This is a genomic window from Campylobacter sp. MIT 12-5580 (genome assembly GCF_005406235.1).
Taxonomy (GTDB): Bacteria; Campylobacterota; Campylobacteria; order Campylobacterales; family Campylobacteraceae; genus Campylobacter_D.
Genome location: NZ_NXLK01000001.1, coordinates 78,608 through 103,982 on the forward strand (window position 1 = coordinate 78,608; position 25,375 = coordinate 103,982).

General features: G+C 32.6%; 26 protein-coding genes. 17 read left to right on the plus strand and 9 right to left on the minus strand.

What is annotated here, in order from left to right:
• Positions 1-32: 32 nt before the first annotated feature.
• Positions 33-752: an ion transporter gene (locus tag CQA38_RS00380; protein WP_137632029.1), complete on the minus strand. Its 720-nt coding sequence runs from the start codon at positions 750-752 to the stop codon at positions 33-35.
• A 73-nt stretch (positions 753-825) separates the two neighbouring features.
• Complete coding sequence (locus CQA38_RS00385; RefSeq protein ID WP_137632030.1) at positions 826-1,101, minus strand: DUF6150 family protein; 276 nt, start codon at positions 1,099-1,101, stop codon at positions 826-828.
• Positions 1,102-1,205: 104 nt separating this feature from the next.
• Here CQA38_RS00385 and CQA38_RS00390 point away from each other — a divergent pair, with 104 nt between their 5' ends.
• On the plus strand, positions 1,206-1,619 hold the full coding sequence (locus CQA38_RS00390) for a helix-turn-helix transcriptional regulator (protein ID WP_137632031.1): 414 nt from the start codon (positions 1,206-1,208) through the stop codon (positions 1,617-1,619).
• Between the two features lie 150 nt (positions 1,620-1,769).
• Here the strand turns inward: CQA38_RS00390 and CQA38_RS00395 are convergent, their stop codons facing one another.
• Positions 1,770-2,027 (minus strand): zf-TFIIB domain-containing protein, encoded by a 258-nt coding sequence (locus CQA38_RS00395; protein ID WP_137632032.1) that lies wholly within the window; start codon positions 2,025-2,027, stop codon positions 1,770-1,772.
• Between the two features lie 176 nt (positions 2,028-2,203).
• Here CQA38_RS00395 and carB point away from each other — a divergent pair, with 176 nt between their 5' ends.
• The 8 genes from carB to CQA38_RS00435 all read left to right on the plus strand — a co-directional run bounded on the left by carB (position 2,204) and on the right by CQA38_RS00435 (position 11,138).
• Positions 2,204-5,491, plus strand: coding sequence for a carbamoyl-phosphate synthase large subunit (gene carB / locus CQA38_RS00400; RefSeq protein ID WP_137632033.1), 3,288 nt, complete (start codon positions 2,204-2,206; stop codon positions 5,489-5,491).
• A complete protein-coding gene (locus CQA38_RS00405) occupies positions 5,488-6,333 on the plus strand; it encodes a type II restriction endonuclease (protein ID WP_137632034.1) in 846 nt (281 codons plus the stop codon). The genes carB and CQA38_RS00405 overlap by 4 nt, the downstream gene beginning before the upstream one ends.
• The gene (locus CQA38_RS00410) at positions 6,314-7,156 is read left to right on the plus strand and encodes a site-specific DNA-methyltransferase (RefSeq protein WP_137632035.1); all 843 of its coding nucleotides are present in this window, start codon (positions 6,314-6,316) and stop codon (positions 7,154-7,156) included. Before CQA38_RS00405 ends, CQA38_RS00410 begins: the two co-directional genes overlap by 20 nt.
• Before the next feature lie 116 nt (positions 7,157-7,272).
• Positions 7,273-7,809 carry an HAD family hydrolase gene (locus CQA38_RS00415; RefSeq protein WP_137632036.1) on the plus strand — a complete coding sequence of 179 codons (537 nt, stop codon included), beginning with the start codon at positions 7,273-7,275 and terminating at the stop codon, positions 7,807-7,809.
• Between the two features lies 1 nt (position 7,810).
• The gene (gene rfaD, locus CQA38_RS00420) at positions 7,811-8,767 is read left to right on the plus strand and encodes an ADP-glyceromanno-heptose 6-epimerase (RefSeq protein WP_137632037.1); all 957 of its coding nucleotides are present in this window, start codon (positions 7,811-7,813) and stop codon (positions 8,765-8,767) included.
• Positions 8,760-10,148 (plus strand): D-glycero-beta-D-manno-heptose-7-phosphate kinase, encoded by a 1,389-nt coding sequence (gene rfaE1 / locus CQA38_RS00425; protein WP_137632038.1) that lies wholly within the window; start codon positions 8,760-8,762, stop codon positions 10,146-10,148. Before rfaD ends, rfaE1 begins: the two co-directional genes overlap by 8 nt.
• Positions 10,142-10,702 (plus strand): D-sedoheptulose 7-phosphate isomerase, encoded by a 561-nt coding sequence (gene gmhA, locus CQA38_RS00430; protein ID WP_137632039.1) that lies wholly within the window; start codon positions 10,142-10,144, stop codon positions 10,700-10,702. The genes rfaE1 and gmhA overlap by 7 nt, the downstream gene beginning before the upstream one ends.
• 43 nt (positions 10,703-10,745) lie before the next feature.
• The gene (locus CQA38_RS00435) at positions 10,746-11,138 is read left to right on the plus strand and encodes a DUF4878 domain-containing protein (protein ID WP_137632040.1); all 393 of its coding nucleotides are present in this window, start codon (positions 10,746-10,748) and stop codon (positions 11,136-11,138) included.
• On the opposite strand, the gene waaF is transcribed toward CQA38_RS00435, so the two are convergent.
• Genes waaF through CQA38_RS00450 form a run of 3 tightly spaced genes read right to left on the minus strand, consistent with a single transcriptional unit; the run spans position 11,128 to position 13,596 of the window.
• Positions 11,128-12,120, minus strand: coding sequence for a lipopolysaccharide heptosyltransferase II (waaF, locus tag CQA38_RS00440; RefSeq protein ID WP_137632041.1), 993 nt, complete (start codon positions 12,118-12,120; stop codon positions 11,128-11,130). The genes CQA38_RS00435 and waaF overlap by 11 nt on opposite strands.
• 51 nt (positions 12,121-12,171) lie before the next feature.
• Positions 12,172-13,203, minus strand: coding sequence for a hypothetical protein (locus CQA38_RS00445; RefSeq protein WP_137632042.1), 1,032 nt, complete (start codon positions 13,201-13,203; stop codon positions 12,172-12,174).
• A 6-nt stretch (positions 13,204-13,209) separates the two neighbouring features.
• On the minus strand, positions 13,210-13,596 hold the full coding sequence (locus tag CQA38_RS00450) for a hypothetical protein (RefSeq protein WP_137632043.1): 387 nt from the start codon (positions 13,594-13,596) through the stop codon (positions 13,210-13,212).
• 67 nt (positions 13,597-13,663) lie between these two features.
• Between CQA38_RS00450 and CQA38_RS00455 the strand changes: the two genes are divergently transcribed.
• The 4 genes from CQA38_RS00455 to CQA38_RS00470 are packed head-to-tail and all read left to right on the plus strand — an operon-like array spanning position 13,664 to position 17,554.
• Complete coding sequence (locus tag CQA38_RS00455) at positions 13,664-14,752, plus strand: hypothetical protein (RefSeq protein ID WP_137632044.1); 1,089 nt, start codon at positions 13,664-13,666, stop codon at positions 14,750-14,752.
• A gap of 52 nt (positions 14,753-14,804) precedes the next feature.
• Positions 14,805-15,662, plus strand: coding sequence for an alpha-1,2-fucosyltransferase (locus CQA38_RS00460; protein ID WP_137632045.1), 858 nt, complete (start codon positions 14,805-14,807; stop codon positions 15,660-15,662).
• Positions 15,663-15,677: 15 nt separating this feature from the next.
• On the plus strand, positions 15,678-16,616 hold the full coding sequence (locus tag CQA38_RS00465; protein WP_137632046.1) for a glycosyltransferase family 2 protein: 939 nt from the start codon (positions 15,678-15,680) through the stop codon (positions 16,614-16,616).
• Positions 16,613-17,554: a glycosyltransferase family 2 protein gene (locus CQA38_RS00470; RefSeq protein ID WP_137632047.1), complete on the plus strand. Its 942-nt coding sequence runs from the start codon at positions 16,613-16,615 to the stop codon at positions 17,552-17,554. The genes CQA38_RS00465 and CQA38_RS00470 overlap by 4 nt, the downstream gene beginning before the upstream one ends.
• On the opposite strand, the gene CQA38_RS00475 is transcribed toward CQA38_RS00470, so the two are convergent.
• Entirely contained in the window at positions 17,543-18,628 is a 1,086-nt protein-coding gene (locus CQA38_RS00475) for a glycosyltransferase family 4 protein (protein WP_137632048.1), read from the minus strand. The two genes, CQA38_RS00470 and CQA38_RS00475, sit on opposite strands and share 12 nt — an antisense overlap.
• 107 nt (positions 18,629-18,735) lie before the next feature.
• Here CQA38_RS00475 and CQA38_RS00480 point away from each other — a divergent pair, with 107 nt between their 5' ends.
• The 3 genes from CQA38_RS00480 to CQA38_RS00490 are packed head-to-tail and all read left to right on the plus strand — an operon-like array spanning position 18,736 to position 21,955.
• Positions 18,736-20,034, plus strand: coding sequence for a glycosyltransferase family 2 protein (locus CQA38_RS00480; protein WP_170999451.1), 1,299 nt, complete (start codon positions 18,736-18,738; stop codon positions 20,032-20,034).
• Positions 20,031-21,053: a uroporphyrinogen decarboxylase gene (hemE, locus tag CQA38_RS00485; protein ID WP_137632050.1), complete on the plus strand. Its 1,023-nt coding sequence runs from the start codon at positions 20,031-20,033 to the stop codon at positions 21,051-21,053. Before CQA38_RS00480 ends, hemE begins: the two co-directional genes overlap by 4 nt.
• Before the next feature lie 5 nt (positions 21,054-21,058).
• A complete protein-coding gene (locus CQA38_RS00490) occupies positions 21,059-21,955 on the plus strand; it encodes a radical SAM protein (RefSeq protein ID WP_170999460.1) in 897 nt (298 codons plus the stop codon).
• On the opposite strand, the gene CQA38_RS00495 is transcribed toward CQA38_RS00490, so the two are convergent.
• Positions 21,932-22,669 (minus strand): EI24 domain-containing protein, encoded by a 738-nt coding sequence (locus CQA38_RS00495; protein WP_137632052.1) that lies wholly within the window; start codon positions 22,667-22,669, stop codon positions 21,932-21,934. The genes CQA38_RS00490 and CQA38_RS00495 overlap by 24 nt on opposite strands.
• 99 nt (positions 22,670-22,768) lie before the next feature.
• Complete coding sequence (locus CQA38_RS00500) at positions 22,769-23,464, minus strand: dUTP diphosphatase (protein ID WP_137632053.1); 696 nt, start codon at positions 23,462-23,464, stop codon at positions 22,769-22,771.
• Between the two features lie 93 nt (positions 23,465-23,557).
• On the opposite strand from CQA38_RS00500, the gene CQA38_RS00505 reads away from it, so the two are divergent.
• Positions 23,558-25,336, plus strand: a complete 1,779-nt coding sequence (locus CQA38_RS00505) for a hypothetical protein (RefSeq protein ID WP_137632054.1) — start codon at positions 23,558-23,560, stop codon at positions 25,334-25,336.
• Positions 25,337-25,375 lie beyond the last annotated feature (39 nt).

A 25,375-nucleotide genomic window follows, 5' to 3' on the forward strand; every position in this document is an offset into this window, starting at 1 on the left:
CTTTTTTCCTTGATTTGAATTGTTTATATAAGCTATTTTATCATAATTTTTCTTGCTTTGGCATCTTCTTTATTTTTAAGCTCATTTATCGTATCAATGATAATGCCAACGACGATATTAAGAACTACAAAGCTTGCCATGAGTATAAAGCTTATAAAAAGTATCCATGCATAAGGGTAGAGTTCTAAGATGGGACGCACTATATTTTCACTCCAGCCTTCTAAAGTCATGATTTGAAAAAGGGTGTAAAAACTTCTACCTAAATTTCCAAAATACTGCGGAAAATCAACCCCAAAAAACTCTACACAAAGCACCCCATATACATATAAAATAAAAAGTAAAACTACACCCGTGCAAGCAACACTTGGTAGAGATCTTAACATAACTGAAACGATAAAATTAACTTGTGGTAGTGTAGAAAACAAGCGAAATAAGATAAAAACTCGCAAAAAGCGAAGTATAGAAAGATCGCCAAGTATTGGTGAAGCAGAGATTGCGATAATAATAAGATCAAAGATATTTAGCTTTGATTTAAAAAAGCTTAAACGCAAAGCTAAAATTTTTACAAGCATTTCAATGCAGAAAAACCAAAGGCAAAGATTGTTTAAGTTTTGCAATATAGTATTTTGCTTTAAGTTGGTTTCAGTCATTAAACCTAAGATTATGGCATTAAAAAGCACAATAGATGAGATAAGATAATTTGTAAATTTTGAATTTATAAAATTTTCAAATTTGTGTAAAAGTTTAAGCATTTTAATCCTTTTCACCCTAAAAATTTAAGCTTATCTTACTTAACTTAAAATGGTTTGTGCCAAACTTGTAAAGCTATAATCTACCTCTAAATTGATTTGAACTCTTCCATTTTGCTTTATAGTCTTTATCAACAAACATAACTTTAAGTTGTGCGCTTGACTCATTTTTTACCCAAGTTATGGTTGAACTTGCACCATTTTCGTTGTCTGTATAAAACCACAAAGCGTCGTTTTTGGCTTTATAATCCTTATCTACAACATATACGAGTATATCAGCTCTATGTTCTGAAGTAACTTCGCAGCATTTTATTTTGGCTGTGCCTGTATTTTTAACGAAAATTTTTGCCATTTTTGCTCCTTGTTTGGAAAAATTGATTTGTAATCATAACAAATTATACTTAAACAATAATAAAATATATTTTATCAATAATTTAAAATTCTATAATAGTTTTTATGAAAGTATATGAAAGAATCAATGAAATTTTAAAAGCTAAAAAAATCACGAAAAAAGAGCTCGCCCAAAGACTTATAAACCTTGATATGAGAGCAAACAAAACCGGCGAAGTGCCGACTTTTTCAAGTATTTATGCGTATTTAAATGGCAATATAGACTTAAAAGCTGATATGCTCCCTTTTATCGCTGAGGCTTTAGGAGTGTGCGAGCAAGAGTTTTTTAGCACTGAAGATGAAAGCGATAAAATCATACAAAAAATTTATGCTAAAGATGAGAGTATGTATAAGTATAAAAAGATTATTGCTTTGCTAGAATACGCTTCGCCAAAAACGATTAAAGTCTTAGAACAAGCCCTTTTTCAGCACAAAATCAAAACCGATGAATTTAACAAAAATATACAAAAAATTTTTTAAAGTCTATATTTTAATGCAAATGTATATATTGTAAAATTAGATTTTTTCATTAAGCTATGTTTAAAATAAACACTTTTTAAACTCAGCAAATGAGAGGTTTTTATAAACTTGATTTTATATCTAAGTTATAAAAACCTAAATAACTTGAATTTAAAAATCAAAAAGCTCGCCAAGCCAGCTTTCTTTTTTCTTTTTATGATAGCTACCATGTTGATAGTTGTTATTGTAGTTTTGATTATAATTTTGTGGATTGTGATTGTGTTGAGTTTGCGCGCCATTTCGCTCGATGATTTTATCAAGCTCCCCGCGATCAAGCCAAACCCCACGACACTTAGGGCAGTAATCAATCTCCACGCCATTTCTCTCGCTCATAATTAAATCAACGCCATTGCATACAGGACAAAGCATATCTACTCCTTGTTTTTTGATAAGTTTTAATCTTAAGATTTTTTGGTAAATGCTATTTAAATTTTTCTTACAAAATATACCTTTTTTATTAAAAATATTTGCTTAATTCAGTATAATTTTAACCAAAAATAAAAGTTCAAAATGCTATAATTGCCCTCAAAATTCAAGGAAAAACCATGCCAAAAAGAAGTGATTTTCATACTATTTTGCTTATAGGTAGCGGTCCTATAGTTATAGGGCAGGCTTGTGAGTTTGATTATTCTGGCACTCAGGCGGCTAAAACGCTTAAGCAGTTAGGATATAAGGTTGTGCTGATTAATTCAAATCCAGCTACCATCATGACTGATCCAGAATTTGCTGATGCTACTTATATAGAGCCTATTAGTAAAGAAAGTATTTTAAGGATTATCAAGAAAGAAAAAATTGATGCGATTTTGCCTACTATGGGCGGACAGGTGGCTTTAAATGTGGCTATGGAACTTTTTGAAAGTGAAGATTTTAAGAAGGATTTTAGCCATGTGAAATTTCTTGGAGCAAAGCCAGAAGCCATTAAAAAGGGCGAGGATAGGCAGGTTTTTAAAGAATGTATGAAAAAAATTGGCATGGATTTACCAAAGTCTATGTATGCTTATGATTATGATGAGGCTTTAAAGGCAGTTGATGATATAGGCTTTCCTTTGATGATACGCGCTTCTTATACGCTTGGTGGGGCAGGTTCAGGAGTGGTGTATAATTTAGATGAGTTTAAAGAGCTTGCCACAGCAGCTTTAGCTCTTAGTCCAATCCATGAAATTCTCATAGAAGAAAGCTTGCTTGGCTGGAAAGAATATGAGATGGAAGTCATACGCGATAAAAATGATAATTGTATCATAGTGTGCAGTATAGAAAATTTTGATCCTATGGGCGTGCATACTGGAGATAGCATTACCATAGCTCCAGCTTTAACCTTAACCGATAAAGAATACCAAGTCATGCGAAATGCTAGCTTTGCCATTTTAAGAGAAATAGGCGTAGATACAGGCGGCTCAAATGTGCAATTTGCTGTCAATCCAAAAAATGGACGCATGATCGTTATAGAAATGAATCCAAGAGTATCTCGCTCCTCAGCTCTTGCAAGCAAGGCTACAGGCTATCCTATAGCAAAAGTAGCTACACTTTTAGCCGTAGGCTTTAGCTTAGATGAGATTAAAAATGACATCACAGGAACCCCAGCTAGCTTTGAGCCGGTGATTGATTATATAGTCACAAAAATTCCTCGTTTTGCCTTTGAGAAATTCCCAAATGCAGACTCAAAGCTTGGCACAGCGATGAAAAGTGTGGGCGAGGTGATGGCTATAGGAAGCACCTTTAAAGAAAGCATACAAAAAGCCCTTTGCTCACTTGAAAAAGGATATTTTGGTTTTAATTTTATAAAAGCTGATAAAAATGAGCTTGTTTTTAATATAAGAAATGCTAATGAAAAACGCTTGCTTTACCTAGCACAAGCTTTTAGAGAGGGCTTTAGTGTGGCTGAAGTTCATGAGCTTTGCAAGATTGATACTTGGTTTTTAGAGCAAATCAAAGAGATAGTGGAATTTGAAAAATGCATAGATATGGATATATTAAATGATAAAGCCTTGCTTAGAAAAGCTAAGGCTATGGGCTTTTCTGATAAAATGCTTGCCTTGCTTGTGAATTTAAAAGATAATTTAGAGCTTTCTCAAAATGATATATATTATGCAAGATTAAGACAAAAAATCAATCTTAATTATAATGAAGTAGATACTTGTGCAGGCGAGTTTAAAGCCCTTACGCCTTATCTTTACTCAAGTACAAGCATTAATGAATTTACTCAAAATAAAAATGAAACTCTAGCCAAAAAAGATAAAAAAGAAAAAAAAGTCATGATTATAGGAGGAGGACCTAACCGCATAGGACAAGGCATTGAGTTTGATTATGCTTGTGTGCATGCTTCTTTTGCCTTAAATGATCTAGGCATTAAAACTATTATGTATAATTGCAATCCAGAAACAGTAAGCACTGATTATGATACTAGCGATATTTTGTATTTTGAGCCTATTGATTTTGAGCATTTAAGGGCTGTAGTTGAAAGAGAAAAACCAGATGGAGTGATAGTGCATTTTGGGGGACAAACCCCTTTAAAATTTGCTAAACGTCTTAGTGCTTTTGGAGCTAAGATTATAGGCACTTCAGCAAGAGTGATAGATTTGGCTGAAGATAGAAAGAAATTTGCTGAATTTTGTGAAAAACTAGGTATAAAACAGCCTAAAAATGCCACTGCAACAAGTGTTGAAGAAGCTGTGCTTAAGGCAAGTGATATTGCTTATCCGGTTTTAGTTCGCCCAAGCTATGTTTTAGGCGGACGTGCGATGAGAGTGGTGCATAATGAAGCTGAGCTAAGACTTTACATGCAAGAAGCTGTTGATGTGAGTGATAAAAGCCCGGTTTTAATCGATCAGTTTTTAGATAATGCTACTGAGCTTGATGTTGATGCGCTTAGTGATGGTAAAGATGTGTATGTGGCTGGCATTATGGAGCATATTGAAGAAGCTGGCATTCATAGTGGGGATTCTGCTTGTTCTTTACCTCCGCTTAATATCAGTGAAAAAGTGCAAAATGAAATCAGAGAAAAAACCAAAGACATAGCCTTAAATTTAGGCGTTGTGGGCTTGCTTAATATACAATTTGCCCTTTTAAATGATGAGCTTTTTATGATAGAGGTTAATCCTAGAGCAAGCAGAACCGTGCCTTTTGTAAGCAAGGCTACAGGCGTGCCTTTAGCTAAGATTGCCACTAGAATAATGTGGCAAGGCAATTTAAAAGAAGCCTTGAAATTTTATGATAATTTTGCTGTGATTGAGGAAAAAAATGGCATTTTTGTGCCTAAGGATTTAGGCTTTGTGAGCGTAAAAGAAGCGGTATTTCCTTTTGCTAAGCTTAATGGAAGTGATTTAGACTTAGGACCTGAAATGCGTTCAACTGGCGAGGTTATGGGTATAAGCAAGGACTTTGCAAATTCTTACGCAAAAAGTCAAATTTCAGCCTTTAACCACCTACCAAAAAAAGGAAATGTGTTTATCTCTTTAAAAGAAGGCGATAAAAAATACGCCAAAAACCTTGCAAAAGCTTATAGTGATCTAGGCTTTAAGCTCATAGCCACAGCTGGCACTTGCAAAGAAATCCAAAATGCAGGCTTTGAATGCGAGCTAGTCTATAAAATTTCAGAAGGACGCCCAAATGTAGAGGATAAGCTCAAAAACAACGAGATAGCCCTAGTGATTAACACCAGCGATGAACACAGCTTTAAAGATGATACCAAAAAAATAAGAGCAAACATCATTCGCTTTAAAATTCCATATTTTACAAACCTAAGAGGAGCCCTAGCTGGCGCAAAGTCGATTAAAGCAGTGCAAAATGAAAGCTATTTAGAGGTAAAAAGCTTGCAGGATTATTTAAAAAAATGAAAAATAACTTAGATTTTAAGCAATTTTTAGCTACCTTAAAGCCTAGTAATAAAAATTTAGCCTTTTATGTTGATTGGCAAAAGTGCTTAAAAAACCGCGATGAAATAAGCATCTCTTTAAATCATTTAAATTTTTTACTTGGTAAAAATAGAGCAGAATTAAAACAAAATATAGCTAAACTTTTTAAGGAATACCCAAAAGCCTTTGAGTGCTTGCATATCATTTTGGCTGTGCGAGATAAAAAGGATGTTTTATTTGATAGTTTTGGTAGGCAAAGGGCTTTAAATTCGTATTTTTCTAGTGTAGATGGCATTTATGAGTTTATGTGTGAAAGTAGTTTGGCTGAGGTATTTACAGATCGAAAAATCAAAGATTTAAATGACTTTGTTTTTGGTGTAGAGGTTGGACTTGATAGTAATGCGCGAAAAAATCGTAGTGGCAGCACAATGGAAAATCTCATTGCTCAAATTTTTAAAAAGGCTAGTTTGGAATTTAAAGAACAAGTCTATATCACAGATTTTACAGACTTGCACAAGGCTTTTGGAGAGGATATTAAAAAGTTTGACTTTGTAGTTTTTGGTAAAGAAAAAACTTATTTTATAGAATGCAATTTTTATTCAAGTGGGGGAAGCAAACTTAATGAAACTTCAAGAGCTTATCAGGATTTAGCTCCTAAATTTGATATTTTTGAAAATTATGAGTTTATTTGGATAACTGACGGACAAGGTTGGTTACAAGCTAAAAATAAACTTGAAGAAGCTTATAAAAGTGTAGAGCTTTACAATCTTAGTAATATACAAGATTTTATCTCAAAGGTCAAAAATGACAAGCCCTCACACTAAGCCTTCAACTTTTGAAAGTAAAGACAAGCAATTTAGTCTTTATCAAGGTGATTGCAATGAGCTTTTACCCCAGTTTAAAGGCTGTTTTGATTTGCTTTTTGCTGATCCGCCTTATTTTCTTTCAAACGATGGCTTAAGCATACAAAGTGGTAGAATCGTAAGTGTAAATAAGGGCGAATGGGACAAAGAAGAAAACATAAGTGATATTGATGAGTTTAATACCCAGTGGATACAAAATGCTAAACTTGCTTTAAAAGACACAGGAAGCTTACTTATAAGTGGGACTTATCATAATATTTTTTCTCTTGGCAGGGTTTTGCAAAAACTTGATTTTAAAATTTTAAATATCATCACTTGGCAAAAAACTAACCCACCACCAAATTTTAGCTGTCGTTATCTTACGCATAGCACTGAGCAGATTATCTGGGCTCGAAAATCTGCCAAACACAAACACATATTTAATTATGAACTTTTAAAAAGGCTAAATGATAACAAACAAATGCGTGATGTATGGGCTTTTCCTGCGATAGCTCCATGGGAAAAAACTAATGGCAAACACCCAACACAAAAGCCTTTAGCTTTACTTGTCAGACTTCTTTTGATGACAAGTGAGGCAAACTCACTGATTGGCGATCCTTTTAGTGGTAGTGCAAGCACAGGCATAGCAGCAAATTTATTAGGACGCAAATTCATAGGCTTTGAGAAAGAAAATGAATATATAAAAATCTCAGTAGCAAGAAAATTAGAGCTTGAAAAAAATATCCAAATGATGAAAAACAAGATAAATGATATAAAAATCTTGCAGAATTTGGGCTTGTTTTAAAAACATTCATGATCTGCTTTGATTCTTTGCATTATAGACATAAAGAATGTTTTTCTTAAGAATTATTTTATATTTAGTGCTATAATTTTTGCAAATTTATATTATAATGAGAAACAATGAAAACAAAGGCTTTATTTTTAGATCGTGATGGTGTGATTAATATTGATAAAAAATATGTGTATAAACAAGAAGATTTTGAGTTTTGTGAAGGGATTTTTCCTTTGTGCGAATTTTTTATACAAGAAGGCTTTAAAATCTTTGTGATCACGAATCAATCAGGCATCGCAAGGGGCTATTACACTGAAGCTGATTTTGCAAAGTTAAGCCAATTTATGTGCGAAGGTTTTAAAAAACAGGGCATACAAATCACTAAAATATATCATTGCCCTCACCTAGAAAATTGTGAGTGCAGAAAACCAAAGCCGGGTATGCTTTTAAAAGCCCAGCTTGAATTTGACATCAATATGCAAGATTCAGTTTTTATAGGCGATAATTTAAGCGATATGCAAGCAGGTTTAGCCGCAAAAGTTGGCACCTTAGTGCTTTTAAGTGAAGATGAAAAAATAAATAATGAACCAACAAAAGAGCATTTTGAAATTTGCAAAAACTTAAATTTGGCTTTGGTATTTTTAAAAAAGAAATTGAAAGGATAAAATGAAGATAGTTATCACAGGAGGAGCTGGATTTATAGGCTCGCAACTTGCTTTAGCCTTGCAAGATAAACATGAAATTTTAGTGATTGATAAGATGAGAAATGAGGAAAAATTTAGCAACGGAAACCTCAAAAGTCTAGGACATTTTAAAAACCTACTTGGCTTTAAAGGCGAGCTTTTTGTGGGTGATATAAATGAGCCTTGTGTTTTTGAAAAGATTGAGGATTTTAAAGCTGAAGTGATCTTTCATCAAGCAGCCATTTCAGATACCACAGCAGACGATGAAAGTCTTATTTTACGCACAAACTTAAACAGCTTTAAAAACTTTATAGACTTAAGCATAAAGCTTAAAGCAAGACTTATTTACGCAAGTTCAGCTTCAGTGTATGGGGACGCAGTTAGTCCGCAAATCGTAGGAAAAGATGAGATGCCTAAAAATCCTTATGCTTTTTCAAAGCTTATGATGGATCATTTGGCTTTTAAATACAGCCAAAAGCTTGATATAGTAGGGCTTAGATATTTTAATGTTTATGGTAAGGGTGAGTTTTTCAAGGGCAAAACAGCGTCGATGATCTTGCAATTTGGCTTGCAAATTTTAAGTGGACAAAATCCGCGTTTGTTTGAGGGAAGTGAAAAAATTTTTAGGGATTTTGTGTATATTAAAGATGTGATAAATGCGAATTTAAAGGCTTTAGAAGCAAAAAGTGGGGTGTATAATGTGGCAACTTCCATTCCAAGAAGCTTTCAAGATATCGTTGATATTTTACAAATTGAGCTTGGCACAACTTTGCCTTGCGAATATATCAAAAATCCTTATGCAAAGGCTTATCAGTTTCATACTCAAGCTGATTTGAGTAATTGGGGTGGGTTGTATGAGCCTAAGTTTAGCTTAGAAGAGGGCATTAAGGACTATATAAGCGAAATTAAACGCATTCATGAAAAGGAAGTAAATGCTTGATTTTCTAGCTGATAAAAGCCCTAAAATCCTTGTTGTTGGGGATTTGATGGTGGATAATTATATTTGGTGTGATTGTGAGCGTGTAAGTCCTGAAGCCCCTGTTTTAGTAATGAAATCAAAAAGCCAAGATAAAAGGCTTGGCGGAGCAGCAAATGTTTATGCGAATTTAAAGGCTTTAAATGCTAATGTCAAGGCTTTAAGTGTAGTGGGCGATGATGAGGCTGGGGAATTTCTAAAGACAAGGATTGATGGGGTTTTACTCACTCAAAAAGGACGCAAAACTTCGCTCAAAAACCGCATTATTTCTCACTCTCAGCAGGTTTTACGCCTTGATGATGAAAGCACTGAGTATATCAGCTTAGAAGATGAGCTGATCGCTGAGTTTGAAGCATGTGTCAAAGAGTATCAAAGCGTGGTTTTAAGTGATTATGGAAAGGGTGTTTTAAGTCCTAAGGTAACAAGGGCGCTCATTAGAAAAGCAAACGAGTTAAACATACCCATACTCATTGATCCAAAGGGGAGTGATTATTCAAAATATACAGGGGCAACCTTACTTACTCCAAATAAAAAAGAAGCCCTAGAAGCCCTTAAAATGAGCGATTTAGATGGGGATAATCTTAAAAAAGGTATTAAAGAGCTTAAAGAAAAGTTTCAGCTTAAATTCTCACTCATCACTCTTTCAGAAGCTGGTATAGCTGTGTTTGATGATGATTTGCATATCATTGAGGCTACGGCAAGAGAGGTTTTTGATGTAACAGGGGCTGGAGATAGCGTCATAGCCATGCTTGCCTTTTGTTTTGCGCTTAAAGTACCACTTATAAAAGCTTGTGAGCTAGCAAATGCAGCCGCTGCCGTTGTGGTAAGCAAAGTAGGAAGTGTGAGTGTGAGTTTTGAGGAGATTAAAAACTACGGCAAAACAAGCTTTGAAGCTAAGATTATCACAAAAAATGCCCTTGCTAAAAGACTTGCCCATCTTGGCAAAAAGGTGGTTTTTACTAATGGTTGTTTTGATATTTTGCATTTTGGACATATCAAATACCTTGAAAAAGCAAGAAATTTAGGCGATTTGCTCGTGGTGGGGTTAAACTCAGATGCCAGTGTAAAGCGTTTAAAAGGCAAAACGCGTCCTGTAAATAGCCAGTTTCAAAGAGCGGCTTTGCTTGCAGCACTTTATTTTGTGGATTTTGTCGTGATTTTTGATGAGGATACGCCTTATGAGTTGATTCAAGCTTTAAAGCCAGATATTTTGGTTAAAGGGGCTGATTATGAGGGTAAAGAAGTTGTCGGGGCTGATTTGGTTGAAAGAGTTGAGCTTATAGCCTTTGAAGAGGGCTTTAGTACGAGTTTGATTATAGATAAAATAAAGGAGAATAAATGCTAAGTATCATAGAAAAAGAGTTTGAAGAACATCAAAAAACCCTTGAGGCAAGTAAGCTTTTAAAGGAACAAATCGCAAAAATTTCTAGTATGCTTATCACTTGCCTTAAAAATGGCGGAAAAGTGCTAATTTGTGGCAATGGAGGTTCAGCAGCAGACGCTCAACACTTCGCAGCTGAATTAAGCGGGCGTTACAAAAAAGAACGCAAAGCCTTAACTGGCATAGCTTTGACAACTGATACATCAGCTCTTAGTGCTATAGGCAATGATTATGGTTTTGAGTTTGTGTTTTCAAGACAGGTTGAGGCTTTGGGGCGAGAAGAAGACATTTTAATAGGCATTTCAACCAGTGGAAAAAGCCCTAATGTGCTTGAAGCTTTTAAAAAAGCAAAAAGCTTAAATATGCACTGCATAGGACTTAGCGGCAAGGGTGGAGGAGCTATGAATGAGCTTTGCGAGCTTAATTTAGTCGTTCCAAGCGATGATACAGCAAGGATTCAAGAAATGCATATCTTAAGCATACATGCTATTTGTCAGCTTATCGATGAGGCGTTTTGAAGAAGTGCTAAAAATTTAAAGAGTGTTTTAAAAAGGAGCAAAGATGAAAAAATACATTTTTTTGGTAGTGTGTGTATTTTTGGGTGCGTGCGCGTTTAAAAATAGTCCAAAATACATTAGCGAGGATTATTTTAAGGCGGTGCAAGAAGACGATTTTCGCAGGATAAAGTCCTATGTATATGTGCCAGCAAGCGTTCAAAGCGAGTTAAGCACTAAAGAAATCGATGAAAAGCTTAATGAAAGATTAAGCAAGCTTAAAGAAAAGCTTGCTCAACACGGCGGCGTTAAAGAAGTTAAAATCGTTGATAAAAAAGAGCTAAATAGCGAGCTTACAGAGCTTCAAATCGAGCTTATTTATAACGATAAAAGCATAGATGATGAGCGTTTAAATGCCGTGAAAATCGATGGAGTTTGGAAGATTATCTTTACTCTTTAAGTAAGCTTTTTGCTTCTTTGATGACAAGTTCAGGCTTTAGCTCTTGCATGCAAGCGTGGTGCTTTAAAGGGCACACTCGTTTCATGCAAGGCATACAGGCTAGATTTAAATGTACAAGCCTTGCGTTTTCATTATGCCAAGGCGAAGTTTGAGTGAATTTTGTAGGTCCAAACACCGCTATAGTAGGCGTTTTATATACAGCTGCTACATGCATAGCACCGCTGTCGTTACTGATGAAAAGATCAAGGCTAGAAATAAGCTCGCAAAGCTCTTTTATACTTGTTTTAGCACATAAATTTAAAGCTTTTATGCCATTTTTTTGAAGCAAAAGCTCGATTTTGTCGCAAAGTTCTTGTTCGCTTGCTACGCCAAAGATAAGAATTTCATGACTTTTGCTAAACTCAAGAGCAACCTTTGCAAAATACTCTTCATTCCAACGCTTGGCACTGCCGTATTTTGCCCCAGCATTTATACCTAAAAATTTCTTGTTCATATCAAGTTTAAAATGCTCGCAAAGCTTTTTTTGCTCGTTTTTATTTAAGTCTTTATAGGCTTTTATAGGTAAAAAAAGTTCATCTTGCACTGCTTCTTTAAGCTTGAGTGAGTTTTTGATAAATTCAAGGTATTTTAGCACTTGATGAGCGTTTTTGTTGCGCTTTTTATCAAAGATAAATTTATGCTTTGAAGGCAGTAAAAAAAGCATAAATTTAGCTGAAAATGCCCCTCTAAAAGAAAAGGCGTAATCAACCCTACCCAAAATTTTAGTAAGTTTATAAAAATTTAAATATCTTGATTTTTTATCTTCTATAAAAATCCGTGTATTTTCACACTCTTTAAAAAGCTTGCACGCCACAAAAGAGCCATGAAGTATAAACTCAGTTTTTTTATCAAGCTTTGTAAAATATTCAAACACAAGCTTTAAAGCCGCACTTGCCATAACAGCATCGCCAAGCCAGGTTGGAAGGTGGATAAAAATTTTCAAGCCTTGCCTTTTTGTTAAATTGAAAAATTATAGCAAATATTGACTGAAAATTTATAAATACCTGTTGTAATGTCTTTTGAAGTATTTTTTAAACCATAAATGCCTTTGAGGTAGATAAAGTCTTAGTTTTCTTAATTTCTTTTCTTTAAAAAAATCTTTACAATAAGGAAGTTGTCGTGCTCTTTTTGCAATTAAATCAAGATTTTTAAATTTTCGTGTATTGATAAAGCAATATTTTAAAAGCATTTCTTTACAATTTGCCCATTCATTGTCCGTAAAGAAAAGTTCTAAGAACTTATCTTTTCGTGTTTGAAGTATTTGTCCAAGATATTCATCTGCTCTTTTAAATTCATTGTTACAGATGAGAGTATCAAGGATATAAATTCTATATTTATCGTTTTCATAGTCATATTTTAAGGCTTGTTCAAGTAAAGAGATAAGTTTTTCAAACTCTTCTCCACTTGCCCTTGCAGCAAGATAAGTATAAAAAAGAGTTTGAGCTTTATGAGCGTCATGAAGATCAAGTTTGCCAAAGTTTTCTTTATAAATTTGATAAATTTTGTTGGCTGGGTAGATTGTGTGAGGATTGATAAGTTCTACACCGCCTATAGTAGCAGCAAAATTGGCAACTGCTGAGTGTGTGCCATATATTTTTTTAGCATGTGACATTAAAACAGTATCAAAAAGGAAAAGCTCGGTATTTGAAAATTGATGATAATCTCTAAATTCTTCAGCTAAAAAGATATTTTTGCTATTTAATACTCTTTTGAGTTCTTCAACAGAGTTAATATCATCGCTAAAAATGATGACTTTAGTTTCTTTAGCTAAATCTTTGATTATTTCATAAGCAAGTTCTATAGGCGTGGGGTGAAAATTTACACAGGGCATTTTTCTAAAATCTGCAAAAGGATATACAGCATCTCCAGCTCTTATATGAAAGGCTGTTAATGCCCCCCCCCCATTAGTATTTGTTAGTTCTGCAGCTTTTAGATGAGCTTGTTTGATGATATTTGCTACTTTTTCTGTAAAAATTATATTATTAAAAATTTCAGCTGCACTTTGGGTATAATCGCATATATCCAAATCTTTTCATATATCTTTTATATAATCTTCCGTTCGAGTGATTTCATAATAGTCGTAGTTTGTGTTTAGAATGTAATTTTTAAATTTTTTAAGATATCGGAATTTTTCATCAGTAGTAAGAGAAAGCGAGCTTTTATCTTCGTAAGTGAGGCAGTGTTCTTGGATAAAATTTTTACTAAAAATATTTTCTTTGGTATCAAGGGCAGTTGAAATGAAACGCTGTTTATTGAAGTTTTTGTAATCTTCTATGAGTAGATGAGCTTTGCTCACTGCGTCCCAAGTAAACATTGGCTTTTGATTGCATTGTTTGGCAATGTAAAATGCATTGATAATACCTATAAATCTATTTCCATTAGAATCTTTTCTATCGCTAAGTATTTTTTTGCGCTTCACTAATTTCCTTTTTTTGTTTTTTTAAAAAATATGTTATCATAACACAGACAAGTAAAGGAGTAGTTTTATGAATATAAGAAGGTTTATAGAGTGGTGTTGTTCGGTTAAAAATGTTTTTGAAAAAGGAAGCAAGCACAAAATTTTAACATTATTTGGTATGAAAATAAAGCTTGACTTTCTTTTACAAGACGAAAAATATACTCAAGCCAGTAGTATATATGGAAAAATTTACCTTCCTACTTACAATGTAGGGGTTAAATTTTTTTATGAAAAACCACAAATTTTTAATAAAAATGGCAAGCAAATGGATATATTTTTCTTAAGAGATCATAATTCTAATTTTTGTCCTTATGGAACTTTGAGCCAGTATTTTTTATGGGATAGATATAATTTTGCTTTGAATACTCATTTTTATACAGGAAGGGCTATATTTGAAACTATAGCTAAGCCACTTCATAAATTTGGTATGCTTGTAGAGCCTAGAGCTATTGAGTTTGATGTTTATAAAGCTCTTAATGAATGCAAGGATAATGTGAAAGATTTTGAAAAAATTCTTACTCATGATGAAAAAATTCTCGATGATTTTGCTAATGCAGATTTTTTTATGTGTGTGCAAAATTGGTGTTATAATGAAAAAGGAGATAGTTTAAAGCCTAGTGCAGAAAATTATGAAAATAAAACAAAAAATATTTCCATGGTTTGTTCTGGCAAAACTCTTACCCCAATTCACCTTATAAGAAATGATATAGCTTCTAAATTAAGCAAAATTTCAAAAGATTATGGGGGGGGGGCATTAGGACTTTTTGGAGCCTTTTTTAATAATCCCATCGCATTTAAGTCGCAAAGCCTGCACGAATATCGCTATCAAATCGTAGTTGAAAATCAAATCAGTAAATATTATTTTACTGAAAAAATTCTTGATTGTTTTATTTCTATGTGTGTGCCTATTTACTTAGGAGCAAGTGATATAGGAAAATTTTTTAATACTGATGGCATTATCATCATCAATGAAAAAGATGATATACATAAAATTTTAAAACAATGTACACCTCAAGATTATGAGCAAAGAAAAGAAGCTATTCTTGATAATTATCAAAGAAGTCTTAAATATCAAAATGTGGATGATAGGCTTTATGAAACTTTCTTTTTGAGATAAGAAATTTTTATGTTATAATAGTTGTTTTTTGATCCAATTTTTTAGGAAAAATATGAATATAGTAAAAATTCAAGGCGGTTTAGGTAATCAATTCTTTCAATATGCCTTTGCAAGAGCTTTGAAAGAAAAATTTCATGATGAAGTTTTACTTGATATAAGCTGGTTTGAAGATCAAACTTCAAATCCACAAAATTTTGGTGCTTTTGCGCTTGATCATTTTAATATCGACTTAGCCTGCATAGATTCTCAAGAACTTAAAAAATATACCCTAAAAGGCTCTTGGATACCAAAATTTGCAAGAAAGTATTTTAAAGAAGAAGTACTTGAAGAGTATGAAAAGGCTGGGGTGTATTGCCCTGAGTTATTGAGAAAAACGAGAAAAAATACCTTCTATGAAGGTTTTTTTCAAAGTCAAAAATACTCAGCTCATATTTGGGATAGCATTACTCAAGACTTAAACTTAAAAGAAAAGCTTAATGATGAAAATTTAAAGCTTTTAGAACAAATTCAAGCTTTAAACTCGGTAAGCTTGCATATACGAAGAGGAGATTATCTAAGCTTACCTGAGTTTAATGTCTGCACGCTTGAGTATTATCAAAAAGCTATAACTTATATCAACGAAAGAGTGGAAAATCCTCATTATTTTATCTTTTCAAATGATCTTGCTTGGGTAAAAGAACATTTTAATGCTAAAAATATGAGTATCGTCTCGTGCAATCAAGACAAAAATTATTTTGATTTAGAGTTAATGAAGCATTGCAAGCATAATATCATCGCAAATTCAACCTTTTCTTGGTGGGGCGCAGCACTAAACGCAAATAAAGATAAGATCATCATCGCCCCAAAAATTTGGTATCGTGGAGATATACGCTTTGACGATATATTGTCTCAGCAATGGATAAAGCTTTGATAACAAGGGAAAGATATGCAAAATATAAATCCTAAAATTTCCATAATAATGCCCGTTTACAATGTCGAGGCTTTTATAGCACAAGCTCTAAATTCTTGCATAAATCAAACTTTTAAGGATGTAGAGATAATCATCATTGATGATTGCGGACAAGATAGGAGTATAGAAATTGCTAAGGAATTTGCTCTAAAAGATGAGAGGATAAAAATTATCCATAATGAAGAAAATCAAGGGCTTTTACAAGCTAGACTTGAAGGCGTAAAAATCGCAAAAGGAGAATATATCCTAAACCTTGATAGTGATGATTTTTTAGACATAAAAACTTGCGAGCTTGCTTACAAGGCAAGTAAAAACGGGTTGGCTGATATAGTAAGTTTTGGAGCTTTTAAAATTTGTGATAATCAAAGCAACATTTTATATCAGTTTAAAAATGCTTCTTTTTCAAAAATAGAGCTTCATCATCATTTTTTGCGCAATTTTTCTTTTAGGTGGAATGTTTGGGCAAAGCTCATCAAAACAGAAAAATACAAACAAGTTGTGCCGTATTTTGATAAGTTAAGCACCAAAATCACAATCGCTGAAGATGTCTTGCAATCTTTTGTTTTATATAGCATTTGTGAAAATTTTATAAACATAAATAAAGTTTTGTATTTTTATAGAATCAACCCTCAATCATCAACCAACAATCAAGAATCTACAAATACTCTTAAAATAATACAAAGTCATGAACTAGTCATCAAAGAAATAATCCACCTGAAAGAAACTTATCCTGAAATTTTTAGTCCTATTTTATACAAATTATTTCTCTATTTTTTAAAAAGAGAACATTTTCTTTATACCAATATATTAAAAAAGCAAGAAAGGAATTTTAAACTCTTAGATAGGATCAAAGAAAAAATCAATAAAAAAACATTTAAAATAAAACGCTTTTTAGCTTCCAAAGGCGTAATATGAGCAATAAAATAAAATTCTCAATCATACTTCCAACTTATAATGTCGAAAAGTTTATAACACAAGCTCTAAATTCTTGTATAAATCAGACCTTTAAAGATATAGAAATCATTGTCGTCGATGATTGTGGGCAAGATAAAAGCATAGAAATTGCTAAGGAATTTGCTTTGAAAGATGAGAGGGTAAAGATTGTTTATAATAAAGAAAATCAAGGCACTTTTACAGCTCGAAATAATGGAGTTTTAACTGCAAAAGGAGAATATTTGTTGTTTTTAGATCCAGATGATTATCTTGATGAAAAAACTTGTGAGAGGTTGTTTGAAATTTTAGAGCAAAATAAGGACTTTAAACTTGATTTTATCATGTTTAATTTTTATCAGCAAGATGAAAAATATCATTTTTTCAAGCAAGATACTATCACAAAAAACAAGCTCCTGACAAAGCAAGAATTTCAAAGACTCTATTTTAACAAAGATGCAAATTGTTACAATGTTTGCGGCAAGTGTATTAAGAAGCAAGTATATTTAAAGGCCATTGACACTCTAGCTGTTTCTCATAAATTCACTGTTGCTGAGGATATACTTGTTTGTATGGGGATTTTGCTTATGAGTGATCGCATTTATCTGCTTAATGAGCATTTATATTATTATTGTTACAATCCAAAATCTAGCAGAGATTTGACAAAAATTCCTCAAGCAAATAAAGACTGCGAATTTGTGCAAAATGAGCTAGCAAAGCTGGCTTTAAAAGGTGATGATGATTATAAATTTTTTGTCCAAGAAATTATTTTGATTTTAAAAATTCACAATGCGAATAGAAGTTATAAATATGGCGTATGGCGGTATCCTTATTTTAAATTTGTACATAGGTTTATTTTGAGTTTAAAGAAAAGGTATTTAAACTTTTTTAGAAAAAAAATAGTAAGAAAATCAGGCTTTTAAATTTTTAAAAAGCTCTTCCCATTTTTTTAAGACAACTTCTTTGCTAAATTCTTTTTTTATCTTTTCCTTGGCATTTTTACCAAATTGTTCTCTTAAACTTTCGTCTTTCATTAAAAGTTTAAGCTTTTGTGCAAAATCTTGTAAATCATCATCTTGCACCAGAAATCCTGTTTTTTCATTTTCTATGATATCGCTTGGTCCTGTTCTTATATCAAAAGAAATCGGAGTTAATGCGTAAGAGCAAGCCTCCAAAAGCACCATAGGTAAGCCTTCAAAATGAGAACTCATCGCGTAAATACTTGCATTCAAATACTCTTTTTCTACCTCTTTTGTGAAAGGCTTTAAGATGATGTTTTTTTCTAAATTCAAATCTCTTATTTGTTTTTCCAAATCTTCCTTCAATTTTCCATCACCTACAATAATAAGCTTCCACTGTCTAAATTCTTGTTTAAAATTCTCATCTTGAGCAAGTAAATTCCAAATTTCGATAAGGCGATTAAAACCTTTTTCTTTGGATAGTTTCCCCACGGCAATAACTTGTTTTTGTTTTAGGTTTGTATTTAAATTGGGGATATGAGGAATAAAATTTGGTATAACCGCAACACACTTATAAAAATTTTGCCAAATTTTAAGCTCTTTTGATGAAAGGATAACCAAAGCATCATATAATTTATTTCTTTTGGAGCCTTGTGTTGCAAGCATGTGTTGTATGGCTATATAGCGCGTATTTTTATTTTTAAAATATGGAAAATAATTACTTGAATTGCTGATGATAAAATCAACTTCAGGATACATTGTTTTTATTTTATAGCTTAGAAATATTTTATAAAAATTTTTAATATAAAAACGATATAAAAAATTTTTATCTTTTTTTTGGTTTTCTTCTGAAAAAGGGTTTATATAACTTAATTTTACACTAGGAGAAATTTCAAAAGGAGAATTTAAATCTCCTTTAAAAAAGCTAAGGAGTTCAACTTTGTGTCCTTGTTCGCTAAAGGCATTGGCTAGATTAACAGCAACCCGTTCCGCTCCTCTTGCGATATTTAAATCCCCTATTGTTATAAGTATATTCATGATTTAACCTAAAATAAATATTTGTAAAGTGCATTATAGCATTTTTATCGCTATATCAAATACAAATATGTTATAATTTCAGTATTTAAAGCTTGAAGGTAAAAAATTTGCAAAATACTTTAGTTTCTATCATCGTTCCAATTTTCAATGTTAAAGCTTATCTTAAAGAATGTCTTCTTAGCTTTATCAATCAAAGTTATAAAAACTTAGATATTATCTTAGTTGATGATGGAAGTGATGATGAGAGTTTAGAAATCGCTTTAGAATTTGCTAGTAAAGATGAAAGAATTTTAGTGCTTTCAAAGCCAAATTCAGGGCAAGCTTCAGCTCGCAACTTAGGACTTGAGTTTATCAAAGGTTCTGCTTTAAGAGAGTTTTTAGAAAGTGAAAGTTTTATACAAAAAAATAATGATTTCAATTCAAATGAAAACTCAAGCATACAATCTTTTCTAAAAACCCATACTTTTGATAAAATCACAAAAGAAATTTCTCATACAGAAATTCAAAAACATTTTATAAAAATTGCTTCAAATTTCATCAAAACAGACTTAGAAAATATAAATGAACTTTTAGTGCAAAACTTACCCTCAAGGATTATTCATTTTGTAGATAGTGATGATTATATCAAGCCTGATTGTATAGAACTTTGTGTTAAAAATATGCTTGAAAAAAACTTAGAAATTTTAGTTCATAATCTTGTTGAATTTCATGAAAGCGCGAAAGAATTTAAAAATAAGCCCAAGCTTCCCACCCTTAAAAAACTTAACAAAGATGAGTATAATAGTGGCTTAGAGCTTTTAAGTGAAAATAAAATTTATGATTTTTATTTTGCTTGGCAGGGAAGCTTTAAGAGTGAAATTTTAAACCGCTACAATTTGCGTTTTACACACGCAATTTTTCACGAAGATCATGACTTTGGCACGATTTTATTTGCTTTAGCAAAAAAGATCGCTTATATAAATGAAGCTCTTTATGTGTATAGAGTAAGAGTAGCTTCTACTATGAGCGGGCAAAAGGTAAAACAAATGCCTCAAAAAATGCCTAGCTTTTTACTTGAGTTAAAGCCTTATTTTAAAGATTATCAAAGCTTAAGGGCGTATTTTAAAGCATATTGTTTTGTTAGGCTTGCTCTTGTAATCGAGGATTTTTACAATCAAATGTCTTTACAAGATGAGAATTTTAAGCTTAAATTTAAAACCTTTTTTACTCTAAGCACACTCACTTATCTTAAAATCTTTAAAATTTCCTTACAAAATGATCCCCTTGATATCAAAGCCTTTTTAGCAAAATTCAAGCTTTCAAAGGCTACAATTCTTTCACATTTTTTTAAAGATTTACACAGACAGCCTAAAAAACTGAAGTTTATATCAAATTTAAAGTATTTGCTTAAAAAGGATAATCAATGATTTTCATCGACGCTTGTTTTAAAAAGCCTACTCCTTACACTCCGGTGTGGATGATGCGTCAAGCTGGGCGTTATCTGCCTGAGTATATGGCAGTTCGCACTAAGGCTGGGGATTTTCTCTCACTTTGTAAGGATTATAAGCTTGCTAGTGAAGTGAGCTTGCAGCCTGTGGATATTCTAGGTGTTGATGCGGCGATTATTTTTTCTGATATTTTAGTTGTGCCTTTAGAAATGGGTATGAAACTTCGCTTTGAAAAGGGCGAGGGGCCTGTGTTTGATGAGCCTCTTTCTACCTTAGAGCAAATCAATGCCCTTGATACTCAAAAGGCTGTAAAAAATCTAAGTTATGTTTATGATGCCCTTTCTTTAACCCGTGAAAAACTGCCCCAAGATAAGGCTCTTATTGGCTTTTGTGGCTCGCCTTGGACTATAGCAACTTATATGCTTGAGGGCAGGGGCAGTAAAAATTATGCTAAATCTAAAAAAATTCTTTATGAAAATCCAGAGCTTTTACACAGCTTGCTTAAAAAGCTTACTCAAACCTTAAAGCTTTATCTTGAAGCACAGATTAAAGCTGGAGCAAATGCGGTGCAAATCTTTGATAGCTGGGCAAGTGCTTTAGAAAAAGAGGCTTTTTTTGAGTTTTCTTTTTCTTATATGCTTGAACTTTCAAATTTTATCAAGCAAAAATACCCTCATATCCCTGTGATCTTATTTCCTAAGGGTGTGAGTGGGTATTTAGCTCATATAAAAGGCGATTTTGATGTGTTTGGAGTGTCTTGGGATACGCCTTTAGAGCTTGCAAGAGATATTTTAAGCAAAGATTATACCTTGCAAGGCAATCTTGAACCTTGTCGTTTATACTCAAAAGAAGCCATCACAAAAGGCGTAAAAGAAATTTTAAGCATAATGAAGGGCAAAAATCATATCTTTAACCTAGGACATGGCATTTTACCAGATATACCTGTAGAAAATGCAAAATACTTTATCCACCTCGTGCAAGAAAGCTCAGCTCTTTGAATGATATAGTCTTTGGTCCTGTAAGCTCAAGACGTTTTGGACTTTCTTTGGGCGTGGATTTAAGTCCTTTTGGCAAGCAATGTAATTTTGATTGTGTGTATTGTGAGCTTGAGCCTAAAAAAGCTCAAAGCAAACAAACACAAAGTGCAAGCCTTGAACATATCATTAAAAGCGTGCAAGCTAAGATAGCTGAGGGCGTAAAATTTGATTTTATCACCCTTACTGCAAATGGCGAACCAAGCATGTATGAAAAGCTAGATGAGCTTATACAAGCCCTTCAAAGCATAAAAAAAGACAAAAAGCTTCTCATCTTAAGCAATGGCACAGCAGTTTTAGATGAGGCTAAATTTCAAGCTCTTTTAGCTCTTGATGTGGTGAAATTTAGCCTTGATAGTGCAGTGCAAAAGACTTTTTTGCGAGTAGATAAAGCCTTAAAAGGCATAGAAGTAAAAACACTTATAGAAAAGATGAGTGAGTTTAGCAAGGCTTTTAAAGGACAACTTGTGATGGAAGTGCTTGTGGTGCAGGGTTTAAATGATACAAAGGCTGAGTTTGAAGCCTTAAATGAAGCTTTTTTACACATACAACCAGATCGCATTGACATAAGCACCATAGATCGCCCTCCAGCCTATGCTGTAAAGGGTGTAAGTGAAGATAAGCTTAGTGAGCTTAGTGAGTATATCAGGGCTTTTCCTTGCGTAATCGCTAAAAGACATTATATAAAAGAAGAGCTTGATTTAAGTGAAAATGAGCTTTTAAAAATGCTTCATCTTCGTCCACAAAGCAAGCAAGATATACAGATGAAATTAAGCCTAAAAAGCCAAAAGCTACTTCAAAATCTTGTCAAAGAAGGCAAGGTTTATACTCAAAAACTTGCTTCAATGCTCTTTTATAGGGCTTAAGTTTGCTTTTAAGCCAAGCACTTTTTGATAAAATAAATGCGTTAAAAAAATCACAAAAAACACCTGCAAAAACAAGCCAGCCAAAGGCACAGAAGAAATAAGATAAAACACAAGGGTGCTTAGCTTAAACTCAAGTGGCGAGCTTTTAGCATAAAAGGCTTTAAATTCATTATCATTAAGCATAGAGCTTGCTACATCAAGGATTAAAAGCTTATGAAAAAGATAATAAAATACAAGATAAAACACAAATAAATTCACAAAAGGCACAAGATAAAGCAGGCAAGCACAGCCAAATAAAAGCAAAAATTTCACAAAGATGACAAGCATTTTAAATAAGGCTTTAAAAAAGGAAACTTCGTCTTTAAGCTCGTGTTGGTAATACTTAGCATTAATTTCTTTGCAGATAAAAGGTGTTAAAAAGCTCACCACTAAAATCGCAAAAAATACTGAAGCAAACACCACTAAAAAAGAAGCTGACATGATGCCAAGCAAAGCAAGGATAAACTGAAAAATCGCAAAGCTATAAAGCCAGGCTAAAAACGAGCCTTCTTCTGCATTTGCAAATAAAGCATCAAAATATTCAAACAAAAAATTAAAAGCAAAATACGCTAAAATCACAAATAAAAAAAAGCTTAAAATCAAAGGCACCAGAGAAAATTTTAAAAATTTCTTTGTAAAAAAGTCCTTTAAGGCAAGTGAAAAAACTTCAGTCATGAAAATAGCCTTGTTTGCTTGATGAAAGCAAATTTGTTAGCCTTGCTAAAAATTTACAAAAGTCTAAAAAATACACAAATTTTAGCATACTTATGCACTTTATCTTTTAAGCTGAGTATAAAGCTTTTCTAGCTCTTGATATATAGTGTCAAACTCAAGTTGAGCTTTTAAAATTTCATTTAAAATTTCATTATCTTCTTTGCCGTCCCATATTTTTTGATACTTTCCTTCTTTGTAGCCGTGATCTTGTCGGAATTTATTTAAGACATTTTTGCCTATATAGGCTTTATAAAGGCTGTGTAAATTTAAACCACACTTCATTGACAAGGTAAAAAATGCCGATAAAAGCTCGCCCATATCAAAGCCAAAACCACTACATTTGTGGATAATCAGCTCTATATCATTGATAATGCCATAAATATCATCTTCTTTTGGTTCGCCAGCTTCTTTGCAAAAGTCATTAAATGCACTTACCGAGCTAAGTTCTTCGGCTATAAATGCTTTATCATCAATGCCTTTATTTTTGTACTCTTCAAGCGTTAAAGAAAGTATAAAATGCCAAATATCCACAAGCTCTATACGCACATTATCCCAATTCGTCGGCGCTGTGATACTTTTCCAATGCTTCCAAGCAAAAGAATCAATAAGCTCAGCACATTCCATATAAATGCACCTTCTAAAGCTGATGAGCTTACCTTCTTTAGTATAGCCTTGTTCCCAGTCCTTGCCGTTTGTTTCATCATTTAGCTTTTGTTGCAAAAGAAGCATTTTTTCGATGATTTTGTTTTGAGTCATTTTTTTTCCTTGAATAAAGTTTTATTATAGCAGATTTTTAGCTTAAATTGTATATACTTAAGCCTTTAAAATTTCTGATTAAAAGTAAAAATAATGCAAAGACTCATTTTAGCAAGTAGAGATGATGGTTTAGGCGAGAGATTAAGAGCTATGCTTAATGCACTTTATTTGGCTCATCGTTTTAATTTAGAATTTGGTTTTGTATGGCATGCTTTGCAAGGTAGCACTAAAGAACTTTGTGCAAACGAGCTTGCACCAATCATAGTACCTGCCCAAGAAGAAATTTTTACTCAAGAATTTATTCAAAAATATTCTTTTAATGGTCAATTTGAAGATGCTCTTGATGAATTTGGTCGCTTTAAACGCAAAAGTATTCAAGAATTTATCACAACTGCGGCTTTAAATCCGCCTTATCGTGCCACTCAAAAAAGACTTGATACTATATTTAATGATATTAATACCCAAGAATATAAAAAGCAAATGTCTTATCTTTTTACTCAAATTGGTTTTAATGAAACTTTTACAAAACTCATAGAAAAAGCCAAGATAAAAGCTAAAAATTTAGCTAAAAATACACAATTAAGTGTCTTGCACATTAGAGCTGGAGATGCTATTTTTAAAAAATCAAATCAAAATGGGGTTGTAAGATCAAGTATTTATTTTAGGGCATTAAGCTTTCCTTTAGCTGTAGAAATCATTAAAGAAGAAATTGAGGCAAATAATACCTTGCTTGTATTTAGCGATGATTTAAGCTTACTTAAAACTTTAAAAAAAGATTTGCCAGTTTTGTTTGGTTTTACTCAAGAGCAAAATAATAATTTGCTTTTTTCTATTGATTTATATGAAAATGATGAGCTTGAAAATCCTGCACATAAAGCCTTTTATGAAAATGTTTTAATGTCTTATGCTGATAGAATTTATTGTACAAAAAATTCAGGCTATGCCAATTTAGCTGTTTTAACAGGGAAGCCAAAAGAAGAAATTATTGTTTATGAATACTTTGATTTACAAAGTCAATACAAACTCACAGAAAAATACCTTGATAAAATCAATGCTCATAATTTTGAAAAAGTTTTTGCTTGTTTTCAAGCTTTTAGACTTTCTAAAGAGCTTAAAATGCCTCTTGAGCTTTCTAAAACTTGGCTTAGCAAGGCTTTAACTTATGATAATGAAAATGAAGCATATCGTATTTTGTGGCTGGATTGTCTTTTTTTACAAGGAAAAATACAAGAAGCAGAAAATATGCTTGAGAAAATTTTATTTGAACGCAAGCAAAGCTTTTTGCATGCTTTGTTTTCAGGCCAGCCTAAACGCTATGATTATAGCTTTACTTTTAAGCATTATTTAAATCATATTAAACCCCATTTACCCTATATAAGCTTTGTAGCCTTACAAATTGCTTGGAATTTAGGCTATGATGATTTGGTATATAAAAATTTAAAAGATTTTCAAAGCACTAAAAACTCATTTATTCATTCACTTTTTAACACACTTGAAAAACCACTCATGCCTCTTGGAGCTGAATACAGAATGAAAAATCATCTTAGCTATAGGCTTGGAGAAATTATGGTAAAAAATTCTTATAGTATTTTTGGCATAATAAAAATGCCTTTTATATTGCTTCAAACATATCTTGATTTTAAACAAAAACGATTAAAAGCTTGCGTTTCTTTGCGTGATTATAAGGACTATGAAAGGGCTTTAAAATTTGTAAAAAATCATGCTTTTTATAAACTGGGCTTTTCTTTGATTAAAGCGCAAAAAACCTGGTATAAGGGAGGGTATTTTTATTTTTTTAAGGAAGTAAGAAAACTTGCACTTGAATATGAAAAAGAGAGAAAAGCTTTTAAGAAAAATTCATTTGAAGGCTGAAATTACATATTTGCAAGCTGTAATAAGCTTGCAAAAGCA

Excerpts from the sequence above, each read along its gene's own strand:
- CQA38_RS00380 (WP_137632029.1), bottom strand. The coding sequence starts at position 752 with ATGCTTAAACTTTTACACAAATTTGAAAATTTTATAAATTCAAAATTT.
- CQA38_RS00385 (WP_137632030.1), bottom strand. The coding sequence starts at position 1,101 with ATGGCAAAAATTTTCGTTAAAAATACAGGCACAGCCAAAATAAAATGC.
- CQA38_RS00390 (WP_137632031.1), top strand. The coding sequence starts at position 1,206 with ATGAAAGTATATGAAAGAATCAATGAAATTTTAAAAGCTAAAAAAATC.
- CQA38_RS00395 (WP_137632032.1), bottom strand. The coding sequence starts at position 2,027 with ATGCTTTGTCCTGTATGCAATGGCGTTGATTTAATTATGAGCGAGAGA.
- carB (WP_137632033.1), top strand. The coding sequence starts at position 2,204 with ATGCCAAAAAGAAGTGATTTTCATACTATTTTGCTTATAGGTAGCGGT.
- CQA38_RS00405 (WP_137632034.1), top strand. The coding sequence starts at position 5,488 with ATGAAAAATAACTTAGATTTTAAGCAATTTTTAGCTACCTTAAAGCCT.
- CQA38_RS00410 (WP_137632035.1), top strand. The coding sequence starts at position 6,314 with ATGACAAGCCCTCACACTAAGCCTTCAACTTTTGAAAGTAAAGACAAG.
- CQA38_RS00415 (WP_137632036.1), top strand. The coding sequence starts at position 7,273 with ATGAAAACAAAGGCTTTATTTTTAGATCGTGATGGTGTGATTAATATT.
- rfaD (WP_137632037.1), top strand. The coding sequence starts at position 7,811 with ATGAAGATAGTTATCACAGGAGGAGCTGGATTTATAGGCTCGCAACTT.
- rfaE1 (WP_137632038.1), top strand. The coding sequence starts at position 8,760 with ATGCTTGATTTTCTAGCTGATAAAAGCCCTAAAATCCTTGTTGTTGGG.
- gmhA (WP_137632039.1), top strand. The coding sequence starts at position 10,142 with ATGCTAAGTATCATAGAAAAAGAGTTTGAAGAACATCAAAAAACCCTT.
- CQA38_RS00435 (WP_137632040.1), top strand. The coding sequence starts at position 10,746 with ATGAAAAAATACATTTTTTTGGTAGTGTGTGTATTTTTGGGTGCGTGC.
- CQA38_RS00455 (WP_137632044.1), top strand. The coding sequence starts at position 13,664 with ATGAATATAAGAAGGTTTATAGAGTGGTGTTGTTCGGTTAAAAATGTT.
- CQA38_RS00460 (WP_137632045.1), top strand. The coding sequence starts at position 14,805 with ATGAATATAGTAAAAATTCAAGGCGGTTTAGGTAATCAATTCTTTCAA.
- CQA38_RS00465 (WP_137632046.1), top strand. The coding sequence starts at position 15,678 with ATGCAAAATATAAATCCTAAAATTTCCATAATAATGCCCGTTTACAAT.
- CQA38_RS00470 (WP_137632047.1), top strand. The coding sequence starts at position 16,613 with ATGAGCAATAAAATAAAATTCTCAATCATACTTCCAACTTATAATGTC.
- CQA38_RS00475 (WP_137632048.1), bottom strand. The coding sequence starts at position 18,628 with ATGAATATACTTATAACAATAGGGGATTTAAATATCGCAAGAGGAGCG.
- hemE (WP_137632050.1), top strand. The coding sequence starts at position 20,031 with ATGATTTTCATCGACGCTTGTTTTAAAAAGCCTACTCCTTACACTCCG.
- CQA38_RS00495 (WP_137632052.1), bottom strand. The coding sequence starts at position 22,669 with ATGACTGAAGTTTTTTCACTTGCCTTAAAGGACTTTTTTACAAAGAAA.
- CQA38_RS00500 (WP_137632053.1), bottom strand. The coding sequence starts at position 23,464 with ATGACTCAAAACAAAATCATCGAAAAAATGCTTCTTTTGCAACAAAAG.
- CQA38_RS00505 (WP_137632054.1), top strand. The coding sequence starts at position 23,558 with ATGCAAAGACTCATTTTAGCAAGTAGAGATGATGGTTTAGGCGAGAGA.